The sequence below is a fragment of the Xylanimonas oleitrophica genome (assembly GCF_003244315.1).
GTDB classification, from domain to species: Bacteria; Actinomycetota; Actinomycetes; order Actinomycetales; family Cellulomonadaceae; genus Xylanimonas_A; species Xylanimonas_A oleitrophica.
In genome coordinates this window covers 12,209-31,912 of the sequence record NZ_QKWH01000010.1, presented here as the reverse complement: position 1 = coordinate 31,912, position 19,704 = coordinate 12,209, and the positions used below count along the sequence as shown (strand labels likewise).

General features: G+C 71.2%; 14 protein-coding genes. All 14 read right to left on the bottom strand.

All coding sequences use genetic code 11. From position 1 onward, the window contains the following. Positions 1-10 precede the first annotated feature (10 nt). The gene (locus DNL40_RS11920; protein ID WP_179951059.1) at positions 11-934 is read right to left on the bottom strand and encodes a phosphotransferase; all 924 of its coding nucleotides are present in this window, start codon (positions 932-934) and stop codon (positions 11-13) included. After that, positions 934-1,743: an inositol monophosphatase family protein gene (locus tag DNL40_RS11915; RefSeq protein ID WP_111251489.1), complete on the bottom strand. Its 810-nt coding sequence runs from the start codon at positions 1,741-1,743 to the stop codon at positions 934-936. The genes DNL40_RS11920 and DNL40_RS11915 overlap by 1 nt, the downstream gene beginning before the upstream one ends. Further along, complete coding sequence (locus DNL40_RS11910; protein ID WP_111251488.1) at positions 1,743-2,783, bottom strand: inosamine-phosphate amidinotransferase 1; 1,041 nt, start codon at positions 2,781-2,783, stop codon at positions 1,743-1,745. Before DNL40_RS11910 ends, DNL40_RS11915 begins: the two co-directional genes overlap by 1 nt. Beyond that, the gene (locus DNL40_RS11905) at positions 2,780-4,495 is read right to left on the bottom strand and encodes an ATP-binding cassette domain-containing protein (RefSeq protein ID WP_218926055.1); all 1,716 of its coding nucleotides are present in this window, start codon (positions 4,493-4,495) and stop codon (positions 2,780-2,782) included. Before DNL40_RS11905 ends, DNL40_RS11910 begins: the two co-directional genes overlap by 4 nt. 86 nt (positions 4,496-4,581) lie before the next feature. Then, positions 4,582-6,450 (bottom strand): ABC transporter ATP-binding protein, encoded by a 1,869-nt coding sequence (locus DNL40_RS11900; protein WP_111251486.1) that lies wholly within the window; start codon positions 6,448-6,450, stop codon positions 4,582-4,584. Next, positions 6,447-7,469 (bottom strand): methyltransferase domain-containing protein, encoded by a 1,023-nt coding sequence (locus DNL40_RS11895; RefSeq protein ID WP_218926054.1) that lies wholly within the window; start codon positions 7,467-7,469, stop codon positions 6,447-6,449. The genes DNL40_RS11900 and DNL40_RS11895 overlap by 4 nt, the downstream gene beginning before the upstream one ends. An 8-nt stretch (positions 7,470-7,477) precedes the next feature. Further along, the gene (locus tag DNL40_RS11890) at positions 7,478-8,404 is read right to left on the bottom strand and encodes a TauD/TfdA family dioxygenase (RefSeq protein ID WP_111251485.1); all 927 of its coding nucleotides are present in this window, start codon (positions 8,402-8,404) and stop codon (positions 7,478-7,480) included. Beyond that, positions 8,401-9,690, bottom strand: coding sequence for a condensation domain-containing protein (locus DNL40_RS11885; protein WP_111251484.1), 1,290 nt, complete (start codon positions 9,688-9,690; stop codon positions 8,401-8,403). The genes DNL40_RS11890 and DNL40_RS11885 overlap by 4 nt, the downstream gene beginning before the upstream one ends. Next, a complete protein-coding gene (locus DNL40_RS11880) occupies positions 9,683-12,685 on the bottom strand; it encodes an AMP-binding protein (RefSeq protein WP_111251483.1) in 3,003 nt (1,000 codons plus the stop codon). Before DNL40_RS11880 ends, DNL40_RS11885 begins: the two co-directional genes overlap by 8 nt. Beyond that, entirely contained in the window at positions 12,682-14,895 is a 2,214-nt protein-coding gene (locus DNL40_RS16790) for a lantibiotic dehydratase (RefSeq protein ID WP_245885880.1), read from the bottom strand. The genes DNL40_RS11880 and DNL40_RS16790 overlap by 4 nt, the downstream gene beginning before the upstream one ends. 80 nt (positions 14,896-14,975) lie before the next feature. Continuing rightward, the gene (locus DNL40_RS11870; protein ID WP_111251481.1) at positions 14,976-15,221 is read right to left on the bottom strand and encodes a phosphopantetheine-binding protein; all 246 of its coding nucleotides are present in this window, start codon (positions 15,219-15,221) and stop codon (positions 14,976-14,978) included. Next, positions 15,221-16,969, bottom strand: a complete 1,749-nt coding sequence (locus DNL40_RS11865) for a non-ribosomal peptide synthetase (RefSeq protein WP_111251480.1) — start codon at positions 16,967-16,969, stop codon at positions 15,221-15,223. Before DNL40_RS11865 ends, DNL40_RS11870 begins: the two co-directional genes overlap by 1 nt. Then, positions 16,966-18,081 (bottom strand): beta-methylarginine biosynthesis bifunctional aminotransferase, encoded by a 1,116-nt coding sequence (locus tag DNL40_RS11860; protein WP_111251479.1) that lies wholly within the window; start codon positions 18,079-18,081, stop codon positions 16,966-16,968. The genes DNL40_RS11865 and DNL40_RS11860 overlap by 4 nt, the downstream gene beginning before the upstream one ends. Then, complete coding sequence (locus tag DNL40_RS16630; RefSeq protein ID WP_111251478.1) at positions 18,078-19,586, bottom strand: GMC oxidoreductase; 1,509 nt, start codon at positions 19,584-19,586, stop codon at positions 18,078-18,080. Before DNL40_RS16630 ends, DNL40_RS11860 begins: the two co-directional genes overlap by 4 nt. Positions 19,587-19,704: the final 118 nt, after the last annotated feature.

Below are 19,704 nucleotides of genomic sequence, written 5' to 3'. Positions count from 1 at the left end.
GTTATCGTCCTCATCGGCCGGCCTTCCCGCCGGCCGGTACGTCGCCGGGCAGATAGCGCAGCAGCCTGTGCCACATCGCACGGGACTCGTCGTCGTCCTCGTGCGGCGCGGCGAACACCGAACCGTACTCGGCGATCTCGCTGAGTCTCCAGCGGATCTCGTAGAACGCGAGAGCCTCGGGGTCGTCGCCACCCGCTGCCCCCATGGTGCGGGCCAGGTGGAAGTGGTCGCGGGCGGCCGGGCCGAGGGCAAGGCCACCCCAGTCGACGAGCCGGATGCCGTCGTGGGTGCGGATCCAGTTCTGCGCGCTCGGGTCACCGTGGGTCAGCACCGGCGGGTTGCCCCGGACGACGAGGCGAGCGCCGAGGTCTGCGGCCTCAGCGCGCAGGCTGGCGACGAGCGCCCGGTGCCTCCGGTACAGCGCCCGGAACGGGAGGTCGAACGGGCCCGATGGCGGCTGGTCTTCCTCCGCGCGGAGGGCCGCGGCGTCCAGATCACGGTCGAACGAGAAGCTGAAGCGCTCGCGCGGAAGGTCGAGACCGGGCAGTACGACAGCCTCGTGGAGCCTCGTCAGAGCGACCCGGACCTCGTCCGCCTCACGCCGGTCGGGCGGCCTGGCGCTGAGCGGCTCGGACGGGACGAACGGGAAGACCACGACGGGCGTCCCGCGCACCTCGTACACGACCTCGCCCGTCTCGCCCCGAAGCGGGGCGAGCACAAAGTCGAGCCCGTCGTCCGCAAGGCGGCGGGCCCCCTCGTACGCGGCCGCGATGTGGCCACGTACGTCGCGGCGGACGCTGATCCACAGGTCGTCGCTGCGGAAGGCCCAGCTGTCCTCGCCCGCGGGGACGAACGTCACCTGGCCGACGTCGCGTCCGTACCGGCAACGCAGGAGGTCGCGGAGGTCCGCCGGGCCGATCGTGGGGTGGGGCATCAGCACGTTCGGGTCTCCGCCCTTGGCCGCAGGAGTCCATACAGTTCGGCGGCGATCCCCGCCGCAGCCGAGAGCGCCCACTCCATGTCGCACGAGGGTCCGCCATCCGGCCCGGCGAAGACTCCGCCCGCTTCAGGGACGAGCAGGCTGAGAGGGGCGATGTCCCATGTGTGTCCGCCCTCGTCGAGCAGAGCGTCGAGATCGCCCCGCAGAAGGTCCCCTATGACGTCCGGCCGCTCGTCGGCGAGAAGCCCTCGGTCACGGAGGACTGCCTCGCCGGCCGACTCTGGATCGACGAACGTTGCCACCCGGGCACCGTCGAGGTATGAGCGACCGGACATCCGCAGGGACGTGCGCACTACGCCGTCGGCGGTAGTTCTGTCCTGGTACGCCCCTCTGCCAAGTCCCGCCCAGTACCGCAGGCCCAGGACCGGCCGGGTAACGACGGCTGCGACGACCCGCCCGTCCCGCTGGAGAGCGATGTGGGTGCCCCAGCTGACGCGCCCTGCGAGGAGGTCTGCGGTGCCGTCGACCGGGTCGATCACCCATCGGCGGGCGGCGCCATCCTCTCCGACGAGACCGCACTCTTCGGAGAGGATGGCGTCGCCGGGCCGGCGTTCGCGCAAGAGGTCGACGAGGACGCGCTCGACACGCAGGTCGACGTCGGTAACGTCCGTCCCATCGCTCTTGCGTCGGGCGGTGAGCCCGTCGGCGAGCATCCCGGTGGACACCCGGTCAGCGATCAGCGCGACCTCAAGGGCAAGGGCCAGATCGGAGTCGTCGACCCTGGCCGCCGTCGTCGTATCCATCAGTAGCGCTCGAGCGTCCCGTTGCGGCGCACGTCGAGGGAAACGCAGTGGAAGGAGCCGCCCAACGTCCGCGAGTGCGTCAGTCGCAGGGGCACGACGTCGATCCCGTGTGCCTCCAGGGTCGCGATGAGCGGCTTCTGCCGGTCGTCTGCGATGACGAGACCTGGCCGGACGACCAGCAAGTTCATCCCAATCCACGTCGAGCAGTAAGGGCGTTCGCCGACGAAGCCGGTGTCGACCATCTCCGGCGCCCAGATCACGTCCCAGGACCGCAAGAACTCCGGCATGTTGCGATCGTTCACGCGCTCAGGGTTGAGCAGCACGCGGCCGGGACCGAGTGGCACGATCGTCGAGTCCACGTGCGTCGACGCATACACGCCGCGTGCGGGGTGGACCGTGTACTCGTCGCCGAGCGCCCGCTGAAGCCAGCGGGCGCCCATCTCATTGCCGCTGTCCGACACCAGGTAGAGGATGTCGCGCCCGAGCTTGAGCACGTTCGCAGCGTCGAACACTGGTTCTAGGTCGCGCAGCCGGCTGCCCGCCGCGGCGTCAGCATCGAACAGCTCGTCGAGCAGGCGCGGCTTGGGGGCCGATATCCAGCGCGCACCGGCATCGAAGTACTCCAGGAGGAGGTCCTTGTAGGCGAACGGTTCGAGGAACCGAGAGCGCAGCGCCATAGGCGTCTCGACCAGCAAGTCGCCGATCGCGAGCAGCACGTCGCGGGGGCAGTAGTTGTAGAAGCCATCAGTCTGCCAGTTCATGGTGCCGAAGCGGCTTGCGTGCGGGGTGGCTGCCGGGCGGCGCACCGTGACCCCCAGGTCACGCAGGGTGTCGCTGAGAAGGTCCAGCTCGACGGCGGTCTGCTCGATCACGTCGGCGGGCAGGCGGCCCGACGGGATGTTCTCGGGCGATCCGTGGTCCGCGTATTCGATGGCGAACAGATCCGGGCCGGGGGCCGGGATCTGGGCGTCATCGATCCGGCCGATAATCACCTCTTCCAGGGGGTCCCACTCGTTGTGCGCGTTGACGACGGCGTTCACTTCTTCTTCTCCTTGTTCTCGTAGCCCCGAGCTTGCAGCTCGAACATCTCGGCGTAGCGGCCACCGAGCCTGATCAGCTCCGTGTGCGTGCCCCGCTCGACGATCTCGCCGTCGTGCATGACGAGGATCTGGTCGGCGGTGGACACGGTGGAAAACCGGTGCGACACGATCACGGTGACCGCCCCGTTCTGGCTCGCGAGCCGCCTGCTGCGGCTCGCGTACCGCTCGAAGACCACCTGCTCGCTCAGCGCGTCGAGGGAGGCGGTCGGCTCGTCCAGGACCAGGATGACGGGCGCGTCACGCATCGAGGACCGGGCGAGCGCGGTCCGTTGCCACTGGCCCTCGGAGAGCTCCACGCCGCCGAGGTCCTTGCCGAGCTGGGTGCGGACGCCGTCGGGGAGGGCCGCGACGACCCCGGCAGCGTCCGCCGCCTCGATTGCCGAGCCGACCCGGTCGTCGTCGTCGAAGGCGGGGAGGTCGCCGACTGCGACACCGGTGCGGTAGTCCACCGCGAACCGGCCGAAGTCCTGGAACGTCGCCGCGATGCCCTGCCGGTACCCGGCCATGGCGATGCCGGCGATGTCCTGGCCGTCGACCGTGACGCGCCCCGCGCCGGGCCGGTAGAAGCGGCACAGCAGTTTGACGAGGGTGGACTTGCCCGACCCGTACTCCCCCACGATCGCCGTGACTGTCCCGGCAGGAAAGGTCGCGTCGACGTGGCGCACCGCCGGCGTCGTCGTCCCCGGGTAGGTGTAGGTGACGCCCTCCACCGCGACGCCGGCGTCGAGGCGGGACGGCATCGGCGTCGTCCCGGCCGGTTCCTGCCGCTGCTCGGCGACGTAGTCCTGCAGCCAGAGATACGGCTCGACGTAGCGGCGCACCCCGGCCGTGTCCGTCGCGGTCGTGACGACAGCCTGGGCGCTCTGCTGGAGGGTCGCGGCGATCGTTACCGTGAGCACGAGCTGGCCGATGGTCCCGGCTCCGGCCTCGACCTGCCGCACGACGAGCGCGAGCGCGCCGGTGAACGCGAGGGTGAAGACCGCCCAGCCGGCGAACCGCCAGGCACCTGCGGCGAGCCGCGCCCTCACGCGTTGGGACACGGCATGGTCCCACGCCTCGGCCTGCGCCCGGGCCACCCGGTCGCCGTTGCCGTACAGGCGCAGTTCCTTGCCGCTGGCCGGGCGGACCTGCAGGTCGAACAGGTCCTGCTGGAGGCGGTAGTCCTCCGCGCTGCGCACCTCGGCGCGCGCGACGGCGGCCTGGCCCCGCGCGTCGGCCAAGATCGGGGCGAAGGCGAACGCGAGCAGCGCGAGCATCCACGGGCTCACCGAACCGAGCAGCGACACGGTCACGACGAGCTTGCCGATGCCGCACACGGTCGCGACGACGCCCCAGCAGCCCCGCATCAGGGATCCGGCCGCGCCGCGCAAGACCGTCACCCGGTCCAGGTACTCCTGGCGCTCAAGGTGCTCCAGGCCGTCGATGCCGGCGATGGCCACGTGTAGGCGCGGGTTTAGCTCCAGCCGACCTACGCGGTCCGCCACCGTGCCGACCAGGTTGAACAGCATGTCGCGGGTCACCATCGTCAGCGCGAACGCCACGGCGACGCCGAGGGCGACCAGACCGGCGACGCTCGCTGGTCCCGTTACGGTCGTGTCGACGAGGTGCCGGGCGGCGATCGCGTACCCGGCCACGACGAAGACGTCCAGCACGCTGACGGCCAGGGTGACTGCAGTCAGAACCGGGGCGCCCCGGAAAGACAGACGCATGAGGCTCAGCCAGAGCCGAATGTATCGCATCACTCGGTACCTCCACGCGAGCCACTCAGGTCGTTCTCGAAGCGCTGCGCCTGTGCCCGGAACATCTCGGCGTAGCGGCCGTCCAGCCTCATCAGGGCGTCGTGGTCCCCGGACTCGACGATCGCGCCGTGCTCCAACAGCACTATCCGGTCGGCGCTGCGGACGGTCGCGAGCCGGTGCGTAATGAGCAGACTTCCCGTCGTTCCGCGCAGGCCTGCGAGGCGCTCGTAAGTCTCCGCCTCGGTGCGGACGTCGAGGTGCGCGGTCGGCTCGTCGAGCACGAGGAGCCGCGCGCCACGCTCGACAGCCAGCCAGGCCCGGGTGAGCGCCACCTGCTGCCACTGCCCGCCCGACAGGTCCACCCCGCCGTCACGCGACCGGGAAAGTGGGGTTCGCCAGCCGTCAGGGAGCCGGTCCACGACCCGGGCGATCCCCGTCTGGCTCACCGCCCGTCCCAGGGCCTCGTCGGGGGTGCCGTGCCCGAGCGTCACGTTGTCGGCCAGGGAGAGCGGGTAGTGGACGAAGTCCTGAAAAATCACGGCGAGGCGGGACCGCCACGCTCCCGGGTCGAGGTCGGCGAGGTCGGTCCCGTCCACCAAGATCCGGCCCGCCGTCGGCCGGTAGAGGCCGCAGAGCAGTTTGACCAGCGTGGACTTCCCAGAACCGTTGAGGCCCACGAGAGCGAGGTTCTCCCCGCCGCCGACGGTCAGGTCCAGACTGTCCAGGACCAGTCGTTCCGTACCCGGGTAACGGAAGCTCACCCGCTCGAACGTGACCACGGGCATCGCGCCCGACAGGGCCGAGGCGGTGAGGCCCCGACCCGGCACCCGTGGGCCGTGACCCCCGCCGTCGGTCGGGCGCAGGCGCTCGGCGAGCTTCGCCGTCGTCGTCAGGACTGCGTCTCCTCCGGCGATGCGGTGGGCCGCGCCGCTCGAGCCGAGCAGCTGGAACACCGCGGTCCCCGCCGAGAGGACAGTGGCTTGCACGGCGAGCGAGCCGCTGCCGTCGGCCGCCGCGAGGGTGACGAGCAGGAGTGCGGGCGCGAGCCCGACGACGACGAGGAGCAACTGGCTCCACTCGTCGAGGACGAGGCGGTTCACGTACCGCCACAGCGGCGTGTTCGCCTCCCGGATGTGGCGCTGCATCCGGTCGGTCATCCACTGCGCGAGCCCGAGGACCCGCGTCTCCTTGCCCGCGCCGGCGTCGACGGTCGCGCGGCGCCAGACGTCGGCGTGCATCTCGCCAGACATGGCGGCCTGCCAGTGCCGGGTGATGACGACTGCCTGCTGGTTGCGCAGGAACCGGTTGAGCGTCGCGGGCGCGAGCACTACCAGAGGCAGCCACCAGGCGTGGACGGCGAGCACCGCGGCCGCGCAGAGCACACCGACCAGGCCGGCGAGCGCTCGCACCTGGCCAAGCGCGCCCTGACCGGGCGTCCGGTCGAACCCCATGCGCGGGTCCGCCTCCACCTCCCGGATCATCCGCTGCGTGTCGGCGTCCTCGACCAGGTCGAGGGTCGGCGCCTCAGCCACCATCTGGGCGACCCGGGCCCGGTGGGCGCGGTCCACCCGGCTCACAGCCAGGTACTCCAGCGGGCCGACGAGCGACTCTGCGAAGTAGCCCAGCAGGTACACGGCCGCGAACCCGACGAGAGGGAGCATCGCGGCCGCGGACACGCCGGCCGGCCCGCTGCCCTGCGTGCCCGCGGACGACTCGACCGCGTTGACCAACAGCCCGAGGGCGACCGCGAGGCCTGACGGCATCAACGCCGCGACGACCAGCAGTGCCACCACTGCCGCCGTCGGGCCCGGCCCCAGGTCGGAGAGCGTCCGCAGCAGCCGCACGGCCCGCCGCACGTACCGCGTCACTGGCCCGTCCCCCTGAGGAGGTACCCCAGCTCGAGCCCCGTGGAGTCCACACGCGGGTCGGGCGTCGCCTCGGCGACGACGGTCGCGCCCGCCTCCGCGAATACGTCCGCCCAGAACGCGCGCGTCTCCAGCCGCTGCTCCGTCACCTGGTGCAGCAGGTAGTACGGGTTGTAGTACGCGATGCCCAGCCCGTGGTGCATGACCGACGGGTCCGTGGGGCGGTGGTCGACCTCGACCACCACGAGCTGGGAGCCGGGAACGGCGAGGATCGTCCGAACGGTGCTCACCACCGCACCGCGGCCCTGCTGCTCCAGCACCTCCTGCAGCGAGAACGCAGCGACAAATGTCGGATCACGGTCCTCGACAGAGGACTTCACGAAGTTCTCCGCGGTGGCGGCCTCGAACCGCACCCGGTCCGCGAGACCGCGCCGCACCGCCTCTTCCCGCCCGGTCACGACGGATGGCTCGTGCGGGTCCACCCCGACGCCGGGGAGACCGAGCTCCGCGCACAGGTCGAGCAGGAACGTCCCGTCCCCGCAGCCGAGGTCCACCAGCACGCTCGGCCGCTCCGCATCTGCACCGGCGAGGAGGCGGCGCACCATCGGAATTGCGTCGTACCGGCTGATGCCGCAGCTGCCCTTGCCGACCATCGCGCTGTCACGGCTGGCGAACTCCTGGTCGCTGCGCATCAGCGTGTCCAGGTCCGAGAGGCTCGACCCGTACCCTCCGACCAGCAACTCGTACCAGGCGCGGAACATCAGCAGCTCCCGGCCGCGGGCTGTGAGCGCCGGGCTACCCTCGGGGTCGGTGACGACGCCCTCAACCGCGAGGTACCGTAGCAGGCCGCGCAGTCGCTCCCCGGACCAGCCGAGGGCGCTGGCAAGCTCGTCGACCGGCACGCCGGGCCCGTCGACCCGCTCCAGCAACCCGGAGCGCAGGCTGAACTCGACAACCTGTGCGAGGAACATCCCTCGCACGGGTTGCAGAGCCTCGACCAGACGCAGCTCGATGTCTTCCACAGATGCTCCTAGTTCCTCGGTTCGACTGGGCTCTCGGGTTCACGCGTCGCCAGGACGGTCTCTGACCCGGCCAGGCCCTCGTACGCCTCCCGGCCGAGTGCGACGAGGTAGTTGTCGGCGACAACTATGTCGCCCACGGCGGTGGCCACTGGTTCGGCGATCGCGTCGTGCGCGTCCTGGAGGGCGACGATCTCGTGTGGCGAGACCGGCTCGCCCGACCCGTGCGTAGTGTCCGTCGGTAGCTCGTCGCCGAACGCTGCCGCGAGGACCGCGCGGCGCCGCTCGTCCACGCTAAGGGCGTTGAGGAACGTCAACTGGTTGAACCATGTCAGTTCCTGTGTCAGCGGGTGCGTGACCGCGCCCGGCAGGCGGCGCACGGTCGTCAAGGTGCCGTCCGCCGTCCACGTCCAGTCGATCCCGGCCGCCGCAAGCCGCCGCTCGAGGGCCACCTCGTCGTCGACGCCGAACGCCTCCCGCCACGTGATCCCGAACCGCTCCCGGAACACCCGGCGCAGCCGCCAACCGTCCGTGACCACCCGTTCGTACAGTTCCGGCGCCAGCACGCCGCGCAGTGCCGCGACCGGCGCGACGAGCGTCCGGCCGCCTACAGCCGGGACCGCCGTGCACCGGGTGATCAGCACGTGCGGCGCCGCGACCCCGAACGTCTCCTCCTGGGTCGGACACAGCTGCTCGGACGCGGGCCATGCCAAGGGACCGAGCACGCCGTTCCGCCCGGGACGGATGCCGAACCGCTCGCCCGGCGTGTGAGGCTCCAGGCCCAGGGCGGCGCGCACCCGCACGAGCGGAACCGTCGGTGGGATTCCACGCAGCACAACCGCGCCGTGGTCGACCAGACTGTCCCCAACAGCGGCCGCCGCCAGAGCCAGCGAGTCCGCAACGTCGTCCGCCGCGACGTTCACTCGCAGCACCGTCATGCGGCACCGCCGGTGTACTCACGCACCGCTTCGACCATCAGGCTCATCACACGCTCGGCGGCCACCTTGTCGACTGCCGCCCGCCGGTGCCGGATCTCGACCGTCAGCGCGTCCTGCGTCCGTGACCAGGTCACGTTCAGGTCGCGCCAGTGCCGCACCGGGTCACCGGAACGGGGGAGCGCAACCGCTCGAACCGCAATCCCCGGAAGTGCGAACCGCGCCGAGCCCAGGCCCAGTGGCAGGTCCGTCGAGTCGACCTTCACCACAGGTGGTCTCCCCACCGCCGCCAGTACCTGGTCCGCGTACGCCTCGCGCATTTCGTCACCGTCCAGCCACTGCTCCCGCACCCCGAGCACCGCCTCGTCGACCGGCAACGCCGGGTCACAGGGGACCCGCGCGAGGCGCGTGTTCGTGAGGTATCCGACTACGTCGCGCCTGTCGCGCCGCTCGCGGTTGGCAGTGTTCGAACCCACGAGAAGGTCGGGCCGCCCTTCGACGACTCTTGCGACACTGCGCGCCGTGAGAGTGACCAACAGAGCGAGCGGCGACGTGCGAAGCCTTCGCGCCTCCGCCGCGAGAACGTCGGCGCGCCAGACCTCGACCTCGCCGGTGACGAAACCGCAGTCGTGCTCGTGCGCGACCGCGTCGCCCGAAGGTGGCCACCACAGCGCCGCTGGCAGGCCCACCAGCCGACGCTCCCAATACGGCACGACCAGCTCCCGCAGTACGGGCCATGCCGCATGCTGCTCCCGAGCAAGGTCGGCGTAGGTCAGCGTCAGCTCCGGCAGGCGCGGCTCCCGGCCCTCGACTCGCGCGGAGTAGAGCTCCGCCAAGTCACGGAGCAGGACGCCGTCGGACCACCCGTCGGTGACCAGATGATGCACCTGCAGGACCAGGAGCGTCGTCCCCCCTAGGCGAACGACGTGAGCGCGCGCCAGGGGTGCGCCCGCGATGACATCGTTCTGTGTGAGGGCGCCCGCGCGTAGGTCCGCCGCCACATCGGCCGCGGCGCAACCAGCCCGTTCCGACACCCGATGCGGACCGTTGGGCGGCCCTGAGTGGACCCGCTGCGCAAGACCATCCGTCCCGTGAACGATCGTCGTCCGGAGCGCTCCGTGCCGAGCTACGAGCCGGTCAAGGGCCGCGACGAGCGCCTGGTGGTCGATGTCGCCGGAGAGCTCGAGCGCGACGAAGCCGTCGAAGTACCGCGCGGTCTCGGGCACCAGGGAGATCTGCCCCAGCATGTCGATCTGCTGCATCGACAGCGGTGCGGTGACCTCAACCATCCATGTCCTCCACCCGCAGCAGGTCCGCCAGCGCGGCGTGGCTCACCTTGCCGCTCGGGGTGACGGGGAGCGCGTTGGTGAACCGGACGGGCAGGTGGCGCAGCTGCGGGACCAGCACCGCGCGCACCGCGGCGACGAGCTGCTCGCGCTCCGCTGACGTGTCCGGCACGACGACGATCACCGGCGCCGTACCCTCAGGTCCAGCGGCGAGGGCGACCGCGCGCACACCAGGGACGGCAAGCACGGAGGCCTCGACCTCGACTGGCTCGATCCGGACACCGTTAACCTTCGTCTGCCGGTCGCGGCGGCCGAGGAACTCCAGGTCGCCGCCTGGGCGACGGCGCACGACGTCACCTGTCCGGTACACGACTGCCAGCCCGTCGCCATACGGGTCAGGCACGAACCGGGCGTCCGTACCGGCCGTGTCACCGGCGTACCCCGCCGCGATGTCCGGTCCGCCGACCCACAGTTCCCCCGGCTCGCCGTCGGGCACCTCGCGGCCGTCTTCCCCGACGATCCGCAGAACCACGCCGGGCAGTGCTGCGCCGATCGGCGGGACCCTCGTCGATCCGACGTCCACCAGGCAGGACGTCGCCACGATCGTGACCTCCGTCGGCCCATACATGTTCCGCACCTCGAACGGCAGTTCGCGCACGAGCGGGTGGAGCGGCTCGGCCCCAGTGGTCAATACCCGCAGACGGCACGTGTCCGGCCACTGCAAGGACCCGAGCAGGTCGGCCACGCTCGCGGAGACGAAGGCTACGTCCGCCGTGCTCGCCAGCCAGCCGACGAGCGCGAACGGGTCTGTCCTTATCGACGTCGGCACCACCCGCAGCTCCGCTCCCGCCAGGAGCGCTGGCCACAGCTCTAGCACCGACGCGTCGAACCCCACGCTGGACCACTGCGCGACGACGTCGTCGGGACCGAGTGAGCACCAGCCGGCGTAGACGCCAGCGCGCGCGTCGAGCGCGTGACGTGGCACCTCCACTCCGCGCGGCACACCGGTGCTCCCCGACGTGAACATGACATACGCGGGCAAGGCGGACGGCACCGGCTCGCCCGCCGGCACGCCCGAGTCCGCAAGCGCCGTTATTTGATCCCACCCGTAGACGGGCACGCCTGCCATGGCGGCCGACGCCTCCGGCAGGCACCCCGGCAAGGCCACAACAACGTCACACCCCGCCGCTGCAACCATGGCTGCGAGGCGCGCCACGGGTTGGTCGTGTGGCAGGGGCACGTATGTGCCACCCGTGCGCGCGACCGCGTACGCGGCCGCGAAGAACGCGGCTGACCCGCCGCCGAGAAGGCCGATCCGGCGTCGTTCGCCGATCAGCTCCGCGAGCGCCATGCCGAGGTGCGGTAGCCGGCCGTACTGGACTGCCTCCGTGTCGTCAGCGAACGCGACTCGATCGGGGTGGGCGCACGCCACGGACTCGGCAGCCGTGACCACAGCGCTAACAGCCGCCGGCGGCGCGGCGGCAGGTTCCAGACCGGCGAACGCGGTCAGCCACCGGAGCATCGCCGTCCACAGCGCCCACATGTCGTCCGCGCCGACAGCCGCGGCTGAGCCCTCGACGAGCAGCTCCGCGTCGGTATCGTCTTCCGCACGGCGGACAACGAGAACGCAGTCGAGCGGGAACTTTGCGGACCCCGTGAAAGGACCGACTTCCAAGCGCGCGCGTGACCCCGCGATGTCCAGGGTGGTGACCGTCTGCTCGAACAGGCTGAAGCCGGTCGACAGGAGCGCGTTCCCGCCGCGTACGGCCGGTCCCAGTGCGCGGACGAGCTCCTGTAACGGGACGTCGGAGCGTGCCTCTGCGCGCTCGAGTGCGGCACGGGTGGCCATGACGTGGGCGACGGCGTCGTCCCGTGGACGATCGACGACGACGGGAACCATCGACACGAACATGCCCACCGTGTCGAGGTGCTCCAGCGGGCGGTTCGCCATTCCGGTGCCCACGACGAACCGGTCACCTCTCCGGTGCGCTGCCATCGCGGCAGTGAAGGCGGCGAAAAAGGCTGTGAACGTCGAGACGCCGATCTCGCGTGCGCGGCGCTCCACCGCCTGGAACAGCGGGGCCGGCACGGGGATCCGCAGTCCGAGGTCTGCGGACTGCTCCGTGCAGCCGCGGCCGGTGAACGGAGCCAGGCCCGCGCCCGCCAGCTCGGCCACCGCGGCCTCCAGCGCCTCCGGCGCCGGTGGCCGCGCGCTCCGGGCGTGGTCGAAGTACCCAAGCTCCTCCGGGGCAGGTTCACCAGCGTCGGCTTCGGCGACCGACCGGAGGAAGGAGGTGAACGACATGCCGTCGTGCACCAGGTGATGCTCGGTGTGGACGAGGACGGCGGACCCGTCCGGCAGGTACAGCAGCGTCCAACGTACGAGCAGGTCGGACTCGACGTCGAAGGGCCGGTTGGCCGCTGCAGCCTCGACGAGCGCACGGCTGTCAGGTGGGACCACCGGCAGCTCGACCTCGGTCCACGGTAGTCCTGCGGGGTCGACTGGTCCGCGGACCACCCGCTGGCGGACGTCACCGGGGCTACGTACGAGGTGGGTCCGCATCACCGGGTGCCGTTCCAGAGCACGGGCGAGGGCTCGGCGCAGCCGTCCGACCACGGGCGGGGCGTCGAACCGGAGCAGGGCGTGGAACAGGTAGGTCGGAGCGCCAGGTTCTAGCTCCTGTTGGAACCAGATCAGCCGCTGCTGCCAGGTCAGCGGCAGAAGGTCGCCGTCGGCGGGCGACGCGACGCTCCTAGATTCCGGCTCGGGGGCCGCCTGGGCGTGCTCGAGAGTCGCGGCCAGGTCCTCCGAGCCGAGCAGCTCGACCGGCGCAAGGCGGACCCGCGTGGCACGGAACAGCGCCACGGCGAGCCGCGCCGCGTCGAGCGAGCTCCGGCCGAGTTGGGCCAGGCTCGAGCCGCGCAACGCGGCCGGATCGAGTCCCAGCTCCGCGGCCGCAACGTCGACGACGGACCCGACGCCTTCTTGCACTGTCATGCCTCGTCCTCCGGGCGGGAACGGAGGGCCACGACGCGCATCTCGGACGTATACCCCTCGCCGTGCCGGTCGGTCAGCCAGTACTTCCCCAATTCCGGCAACTGCTCGGTGAGCGTCACCGTCCTGCGCCCGGCCCGCGCGAGAGCGCCGAGCGCGCTGGCGAAGGAGGCCACGCTGGACAGGTTCGCCAGGTCGACGGCGAACGGCTTCGTCTCGAGCGGCGACTTGACGAACACGCGCACCGGCAGGTCGTGGGCGCGGCGCCACTGCTGCGCCGCCCAGAAGCGCTCCGCCTCGTCGTCGATGGCGGCCCAGGTCGCATCGGCGACGTCGACGCTCCACCGCTCGCGGGCGATGACGACGTCGTCGACCGTGATGCGCGGCGAGTGCGGCAGCAACGGCACGGGCTGGAAGGCGTTGACAGTGATCGCGGTGAGCGCGTCGCTGAGCAGGTCCACGACGTCGTATGTCGCCCCGTCGACGACCGACTCAACCACCGGAACGCCATCTGCCGCGCGAACGACCAGCTCGCCGCCCGGCAGGTGTTCGCCTGCCGGGCGAAGGGGCGCCTCCTCGTCGTACCAGGCGAAGTACCGGAACTGCGGGCTGGTCATGGCCGTGGGAGGCGCCGCTCGCGAGGTGACGAACGGCGAGCTCTTCGGCGGGATTGACACGGTCCGCGTCCCGGCCGCGGTCCGCTCCGCGAGCGCCACAAGTGACTGCGGCGAGGGATGTTGCTCGACGAACGCCCGCGACTCGATCGAGTTGATGCCGACGTGCAGCTCGCCTAGAACGATCCGGAACGCGCCGTCGGCTACCGCCTTCACAGACGGGGCGTCGATGATGAAATCCGGCGAGTGGCACGTTCCGAATCCTGCAGGGAAGTCTCGCGCCGGGAACTCCCGGCGGCACGCCGCCACGAGGTCAGCCGCGCGCACGGTCTTGCGGCGCTCGACGGGGTCGACAGGCAGGACCCGGGACCAGCGCTGCTGCAGCTCCGCCGTCACCTCGGTGATGATTCGCGGCAGGCCACCCGCGGTCTCCGTCAGCTCAGGGGTGAGCCGCGCGATGACGTAGGAGAACGGCAGGTAGTCACGCCCGGCGCGGGCGCACTCGCGCTCGACCCACTCCGCGACGAAGGTCCGATACCGCTGCGCGATCTCGACGACCAGCCAGTCGGCGGCCTGCAGCAGCACCTCCAGGGGGCCGGCCAGCGCGTCCAGCACCCGTGCTCCGACTTGGACGTCAACGTCGCGCGTCGCCTCCTGGTAAACGAGGGTCCTGCCCGCGTAGGTCTGCCCAGCACGGCGTGACGCCGCGCGCCCGGTCAGGGCGACAAAAGCGGCCTCGAGTGCGGCGTTCGCCGCCTGGAGCGTGGCGCTGTCGCGCGCCATCCCCACGGCGTCTTTCAGCTGGCACAGCGCGTCAAGCTGGCCGGTAAGCCGGTCACGTACGTCAGCGTCCCCTAGCGCCTGGACCTGGGCGCGCAGCTCTCGCTCGGGCCAGGCACCCACCTGGACGGAGAAGCCGACCCGCACCACGCGCAGCCGTTCGAGCCGCTCGACGGCGGCAGGGACACCGGCCCCAGCAGAGGAACATGTCCCGTCCGCCGCCGCCCAGACCTGGCGTTCGTCCTCCGACAGCAGCACCGTCGTTCCGTTCGGGCGCCGCAGGACGTCGCCGTCGAGCACCGAGCCGAGCGACCGCCACACGGGCAGCATGCCGCGGTCGGGGACCTGGGCGGCGAGTGCGTCCGCGACCGCGTCGACCGCCCACAACTCGAAGTGGGTAGTGCGGCAGCGGACGACGTGGTCACCCGGGACTGCCTCGAGCGCCGACCCGGCAGGGTCAATGCCGAACCAAGCGATCGGGCCGAAGAATGAGATCGAGTCGTTCTTCAGGCAGTAGCGCTGCAGGTATGACGTGACCGTCCGGCCCTTGGCCTTCACGGGCGAGTTGCGGCGCGTGGCCCGAGAGAGCGGGTCCAGGCAAGAGGCGACGAGCGCCGGGTTCTGCCATGTGACGGCCTCACGCAGGAGGGGGAGCTGCGCCACCCGCTGGAGCGCTTCGAGATGGCGCCGCGTGGCCTGGCCGTATGCCTCCCGGTACGTAGGGTCACCGGGCGACGTCGCGGCGAGCGCAGCGTCCAGCAGCGCAGGGTCCGACCCGAGCGTCGCCAACGAGGCCGGGAATCCCGCGCTGCGCAGCACGCCGACCGGCCAGAGCTGCCACCCGGTGTCACCGAGGGGGATGGTGCGGGTGGTCCTGAGGTCAGTCGGAAGAAGAACCGTCATGCCGCGGGTCCGCTCTGAACGATCTGCTCGACGACCGCGGTGAACTCACCGAGGACCGGCTGGTCGAACAACGCCCGCAGAGGAATCTCCACTCCGAGCTCGTCGCCGAGCCGCGCCACGATGTCGATGGCGAGGAACGAGTGCCCCCCACCCAGGAAGAAGTCGGTCGACTCGTCGACCTCGATCCCGAGGGCCTCTGTCCAGACTGCTCGCGTCAGGGTTGCTACGCGGGTTGTGCTCATCAGACCCTCCTCGGGAGGGAGCCGGCCCGCGCCGACTCCAGGACTCGCGCCATGTCACGGACCGTCGGCGCCAGAAGCGCGTCCGCGACCTTGAAGGTGGCCGGCCACGACTCCTGCAGCCGGGAGATGATCTCGATCGCGGCGAGGCTGTGCCCGCCGATCTCGGCGAACCGGTCGGTGACGCCCACCTCGTCGCGGCCGAGCACCTCTTTCCAGGCTGAGAGCACGGCGGCCTCGGCCTCGGTGGCGGGGGGTTCCAGCGCCGAAGACGCCGCGAGCTCCTCGTGGTACCGCGCGAGCAGCGCCCGGCGGTCCACCTTTCCGGACGGGGTGAGCGGGAGGGCGTCGAGCCGGTAGCCCGACGCCGGGACCATGTGGCTCGCGACGCGCTCGCTGAGCGTCTCTCGCAGACTCGCCCAGCCGGGTCCGTCGAGCGGGGTCACGAAAGCAACGAGCTGGCTCGCCGGGCCGTCGAGCACGTCCGGGACCACCGCCGCATGGGTGACGGAGCCGATCGACTCGAGGGCGTGCTCCACCTCGGCGGGCTCGATCCGGAAGCCGCGCACCTTGACCTGGTAGTCGATGCGGCCGACGAACTCGATCACGCCGTCGTCGCCGAGCCGCCCGAGGTCGCCCGTCCGGTACATCCGCGCGTCCGACCGGGTCACCGCGGCGAAGGGGTCTGGCAGGAACGAGCGAGCCGTCTCTTCGGCGGCGGCGACGTACCCCCGGCCAACGCCAGGGCCGCCGAGGAAGATCTCCCCGACAGCACCTGGGCCTACGGGGAGCAGCGCGTCGTCGAGCACGTAGACCGGCGAGTGCTCTGCGGGACGGCCCAGCGTCACCGCGTCGAAGTCACGGACGTCCGCAGTCATCGACCCGATGGAGCACTCCGTCGCCCCGTAGATGCTGAACGCGGGCGTCCCGGCGCTGCGCAGACGCGTCCACAGATCGGCGCTCGGCTTATCACCGCCGAACACGACCAGCTCGACCGGTCGGCGGCGCTCCAGCAAGCCATGCCGCACGAGCACGGAGAGCTGGGACGGCGCGCAGTCGACCACGTCGAGGCTGCGCTCGCCGAGGTCGAGGAAGTTGGCGGGGTCGAACCGCCCTGCCTCGTCGAAGAGGACGAACGTGTGCCCGAACGCGACGGTGGGCAGGACCTGGTCGAGGAACGAGTCGAAGGTCACCGGGGCTGCCCCGCCGACGCGCCGTGGCCGGTCCGGGTCGGGGAGCACCGAGTAGATTTCGGTCAGTTGTGTGGCGACGTGGTGAGCGAGGCCACCGTGCTCCGTCTCGACGCCCTTCGGGCGACCCGTGGAGCCTGACGTGAAGATCGTGTAGGCGAGGTCGCCCGGCCCGGGTTCGGGCACAGCAGCCCGGCGCGGTGGACCCGCAAGCAACGCGGGGACGTCCTCATCACGAACCGTCAGCCGGGCACCGACGAGGTCGGCCTTGTACTGGGCGACGTCGACCGGCTCCTCAGGGTCGATCAGAACGAACGCGGCGCCGGCGCGCCAGACACCGATCATGAGCACGACAAGGGCGGTGCGGCGTCGCACGCGTACCGCAACCGTGTCCCCGGGCCGGACACCACGGTCGCCGAGCGCGGCGGCCACCGTGTGCGCCCGCTCGTCGAGGCGGGCAAACGTCAACGTGCCGTCTACCGCGTCCACCGCCACTCGCTCGGGGTGCCGACCGGCGGTGTCCGCGAAGAGGTCGAGGACGAGTGGCGTACCCGAGCTCATCGTCCCCCCCAACGGCGCAGCGCCAGGTCCAGCGCGTCCACCGCGCGCCGCATGGTCCGGGGTGAGATGCCCGTCGGGAACCGGATGTACCCCTCAGGGCTCGGGAAGTAGTTCGCCGACGTCGTGAGTACCAGACCCATGTCCAGGGCGTGGTCCGCGAACGCCTCGACGTCGTCGACGCCCAGCGGCAACCACAGCTGGGTCCCGCCTGGTGGGATGGGCACGTCGAGGACAGGATGGCCCGCGACGAGTTGCGCGTAGTGCTCGCGCCCCTGCCGGACCGCCCCGACGAGTGCGTCGTTGCCGTGCTCGACCACGTCGAGCGCCGCGTACTGCACGACGCTGTTGATGGAGACGGTCTCCCACTCCAGGCGGGGCACGATCTGAGCGACGGACGCCTCGTGGGCGACGATCCAGCCGACCCGGTCGCCGGGTCGCCCGTAGTTCTTCGACATCGAGTTCACGACGAACACGTCTGGCGACGCCACAGCGAGAGCGACAGGGGACGGCAGCCGGTCGGGCGCAAACGAGAACGCGTCGTACACGGCATCGAATACGATCGGGACGCCCTGACTCGCAGCACGCTCCACGCGGCGCAGGGCGTCCGGTGTCAGGACGCGGCCCGTGGGGTTCGCCGGCAGGTTGACGTACAGTGCCGTGAGATCGTCCTGCGGCCAGTCCTCGTCCCAGCCGTCCGGTCCGACGGTGTGCAGACTGAGCCCGGCATCCGTGACGGCGTCGTAGACCCCCCGGAACACCGGCTCCTCCGCGAGGACGGTCCGGAAACCACGCGCTGCGAGCGTCCGCAGCACTAGGCCGATCGCATGCATGGCGCCGTTCGTCACCAAGAAGTGCTCGACCGTGAGGCCGGACTCGCCGTTGACGAGCTGCTCCCGGTTGACCAACGCTGCCCGCAGCTCGACTAGCCCCTGCGACGGCTGGTACGTGAGCGCGGCAGCGCGGACGACGTCCGCGCTCGGCAGCGGCGCGGTCCCCTCCGGCCACTCGGGGACGTTCTCCACGAGGACGGTCCAGTCCCGGCCCGGCCTCTCCTCGGCATGCGAGAGCCGCCGCTGGAGCGCCGAGACACCCCGGGACGGCGCAGCCGTCACGCTCGGGCCTCCGCGGACACGGCCGGGACGCCCGCACCGCGTCGCTCGGCGAGGACGCCCGCCAGCCTGCGGGCGAGCGAGAGGGTGGTGAGCGACGGGTTCGCAGCGCCCATCCGCGGGAACGAGGACGGCCCTGCGACGAACAACCCGGGCACCTGCCGGACCTCGTGGTCCAGATCGAGGAACGACCCGAGGGGAAGCGTGCCCGCCTCGTGGTCCTCGACGCCCAAGTAGCTCGACCAGGTCAGCGGTGTCCCGGTCGGGGCGGAGTCGATCGTCTCGGGCAGCACGAACGCGTTGACCCTTGCGGGCGAGTCGAAGTCGCCGAAGTCGAGGCGGCCCTCGGGGAGCCGTAGGATCGCCGCAAGGTCTGCCCACACGGCGGCCAGGGTCCGCCGCTGTGCGGCGATCAACTCCCGGTCGCGGGCCGACGGCGTCGCGAAGACCTCCAGCCGCCGACCCTCCGCCGTGTGCTCGAGGGTGACACGGCAGGCGTCGTCGGGCAGCTGCTCGCCGGTCGCGCGCACGTCGACCAGGCCGGTGCCGTCGTTCCCCGCAGAGACATCCACGAAGACGTTGCTGCGCGACCTGCCGTCGCCGAGCGAGCACCGGCCACCCCGCGGCAGCCGGTCCTGGACGGCGGCGAGGGCGGGCTCGTCGACGCGGAGGAAGAAGCCCTGCACGACGTGGTCGTTGAGGGTTCCGATGACCGGTCTGCGCCCGGCGTCCACGGCGGCGACGGCCTGTAGCGCGAGGCGCGTGTTTTCGAGCGTGCCCGCCGCGAGCACGACCGACGTCGCGCGGACCTCAGTCTCGCCGTCGGCCGAGGCGAACCGGACCCCCATGGCGCGCCCGCCGGCGTCGAGCAGCACGTCGCGGACGTCGGCGCCCAGGGCGACCCGCACGCCGGGCGGTAGCGTCGGCGCCCCGCCAACCTCGGGGTCACGCCACCGGTCTAGCGGCGAGTAGGCGCGCCAGCGGTCCCCGTCGGCCCGTACCGCGACGGGGGTCGGCGCGAAGGCGAGATCACCGAGGTGCAGGTCGGGACGCGAAGGGGTGTCGTCGCCGCCGGACCAGCGGCGGAGCATCGCGCGCGTCCGGTCGTAGAGGGAAGGTCCGCCCTGCCAGGAGACGGCTAGATCGGCCATTACGTCCTGGGGCCAATCGGCACGTGCCCAGTCATCGACCGGCAGGCAGACGCCGTACCAGTAGAGCGACCGGCCGCCGAGCCGACGGCGGAGCCCGGAAGGACCGGTGTAGTGCGGGGGCGTCCTCGAGACCCAGCGGCGCTCGAAGTACGGATCGGTCTCCGGCGCGAGCCACCGGCGCAGCGCGTCGGGGTTGGTGAGCGCCATGTTGTTGTGGCGTGAATCTGCCTGGGGTCCGGACTCGAGGACGAGCACATCCTCAACACCTGTCTCGGCAAGGAGGCCAGCAACCTCTAGCCCCGCCATGCCACCGCCAATGATGACGACGTCAGCAGCTTGCCCAATGGCGCCTGTCACCAAAGCGGGGCTCCCTTACTCCTCAGCGAGTACTTTGGACGAAAATACCCCGAATCGCACGATCCGCTACGGCGTGGGAGTGCGGCACTGGACATACCCGGGGTGTGGGTGATCGAAC

Excerpts from the sequence above, each read along its gene's own strand:
- DNL40_RS11920 (WP_179951059.1), bottom strand. The coding sequence starts at position 934 with ATGCCCCACCCCACGATCGGCCCGGCGGACCTCCGCGACCTCCTGCGT.
- DNL40_RS11915 (WP_111251489.1), bottom strand. The coding sequence starts at position 1,743 with ATGGATACGACGACGGCGGCCAGGGTCGACGACTCCGATCTGGCCCTT.
- DNL40_RS11890 (WP_111251485.1), bottom strand. The coding sequence starts at position 8,404 with ATGACGGTGCTGCGAGTGAACGTCGCGGCGGACGACGTTGCGGACTCG.
- DNL40_RS11885 (WP_111251484.1), bottom strand. The coding sequence starts at position 9,690 with ATGGTTGAGGTCACCGCACCGCTGTCGATGCAGCAGATCGACATGCTG.
- DNL40_RS11880 (WP_111251483.1), bottom strand. The coding sequence starts at position 12,685 with ATGACAGTGCAAGAAGGCGTCGGGTCCGTCGTCGACGTTGCGGCCGCG.
- DNL40_RS11870 (WP_111251481.1), bottom strand. The coding sequence starts at position 15,221 with ATGAGCACAACCCGCGTAGCAACCCTGACGCGAGCAGTCTGGACAGAG.
- DNL40_RS11865 (WP_111251480.1), bottom strand. The coding sequence starts at position 16,969 with ATGAGCTCGGGTACGCCACTCGTCCTCGACCTCTTCGCGGACACCGCC.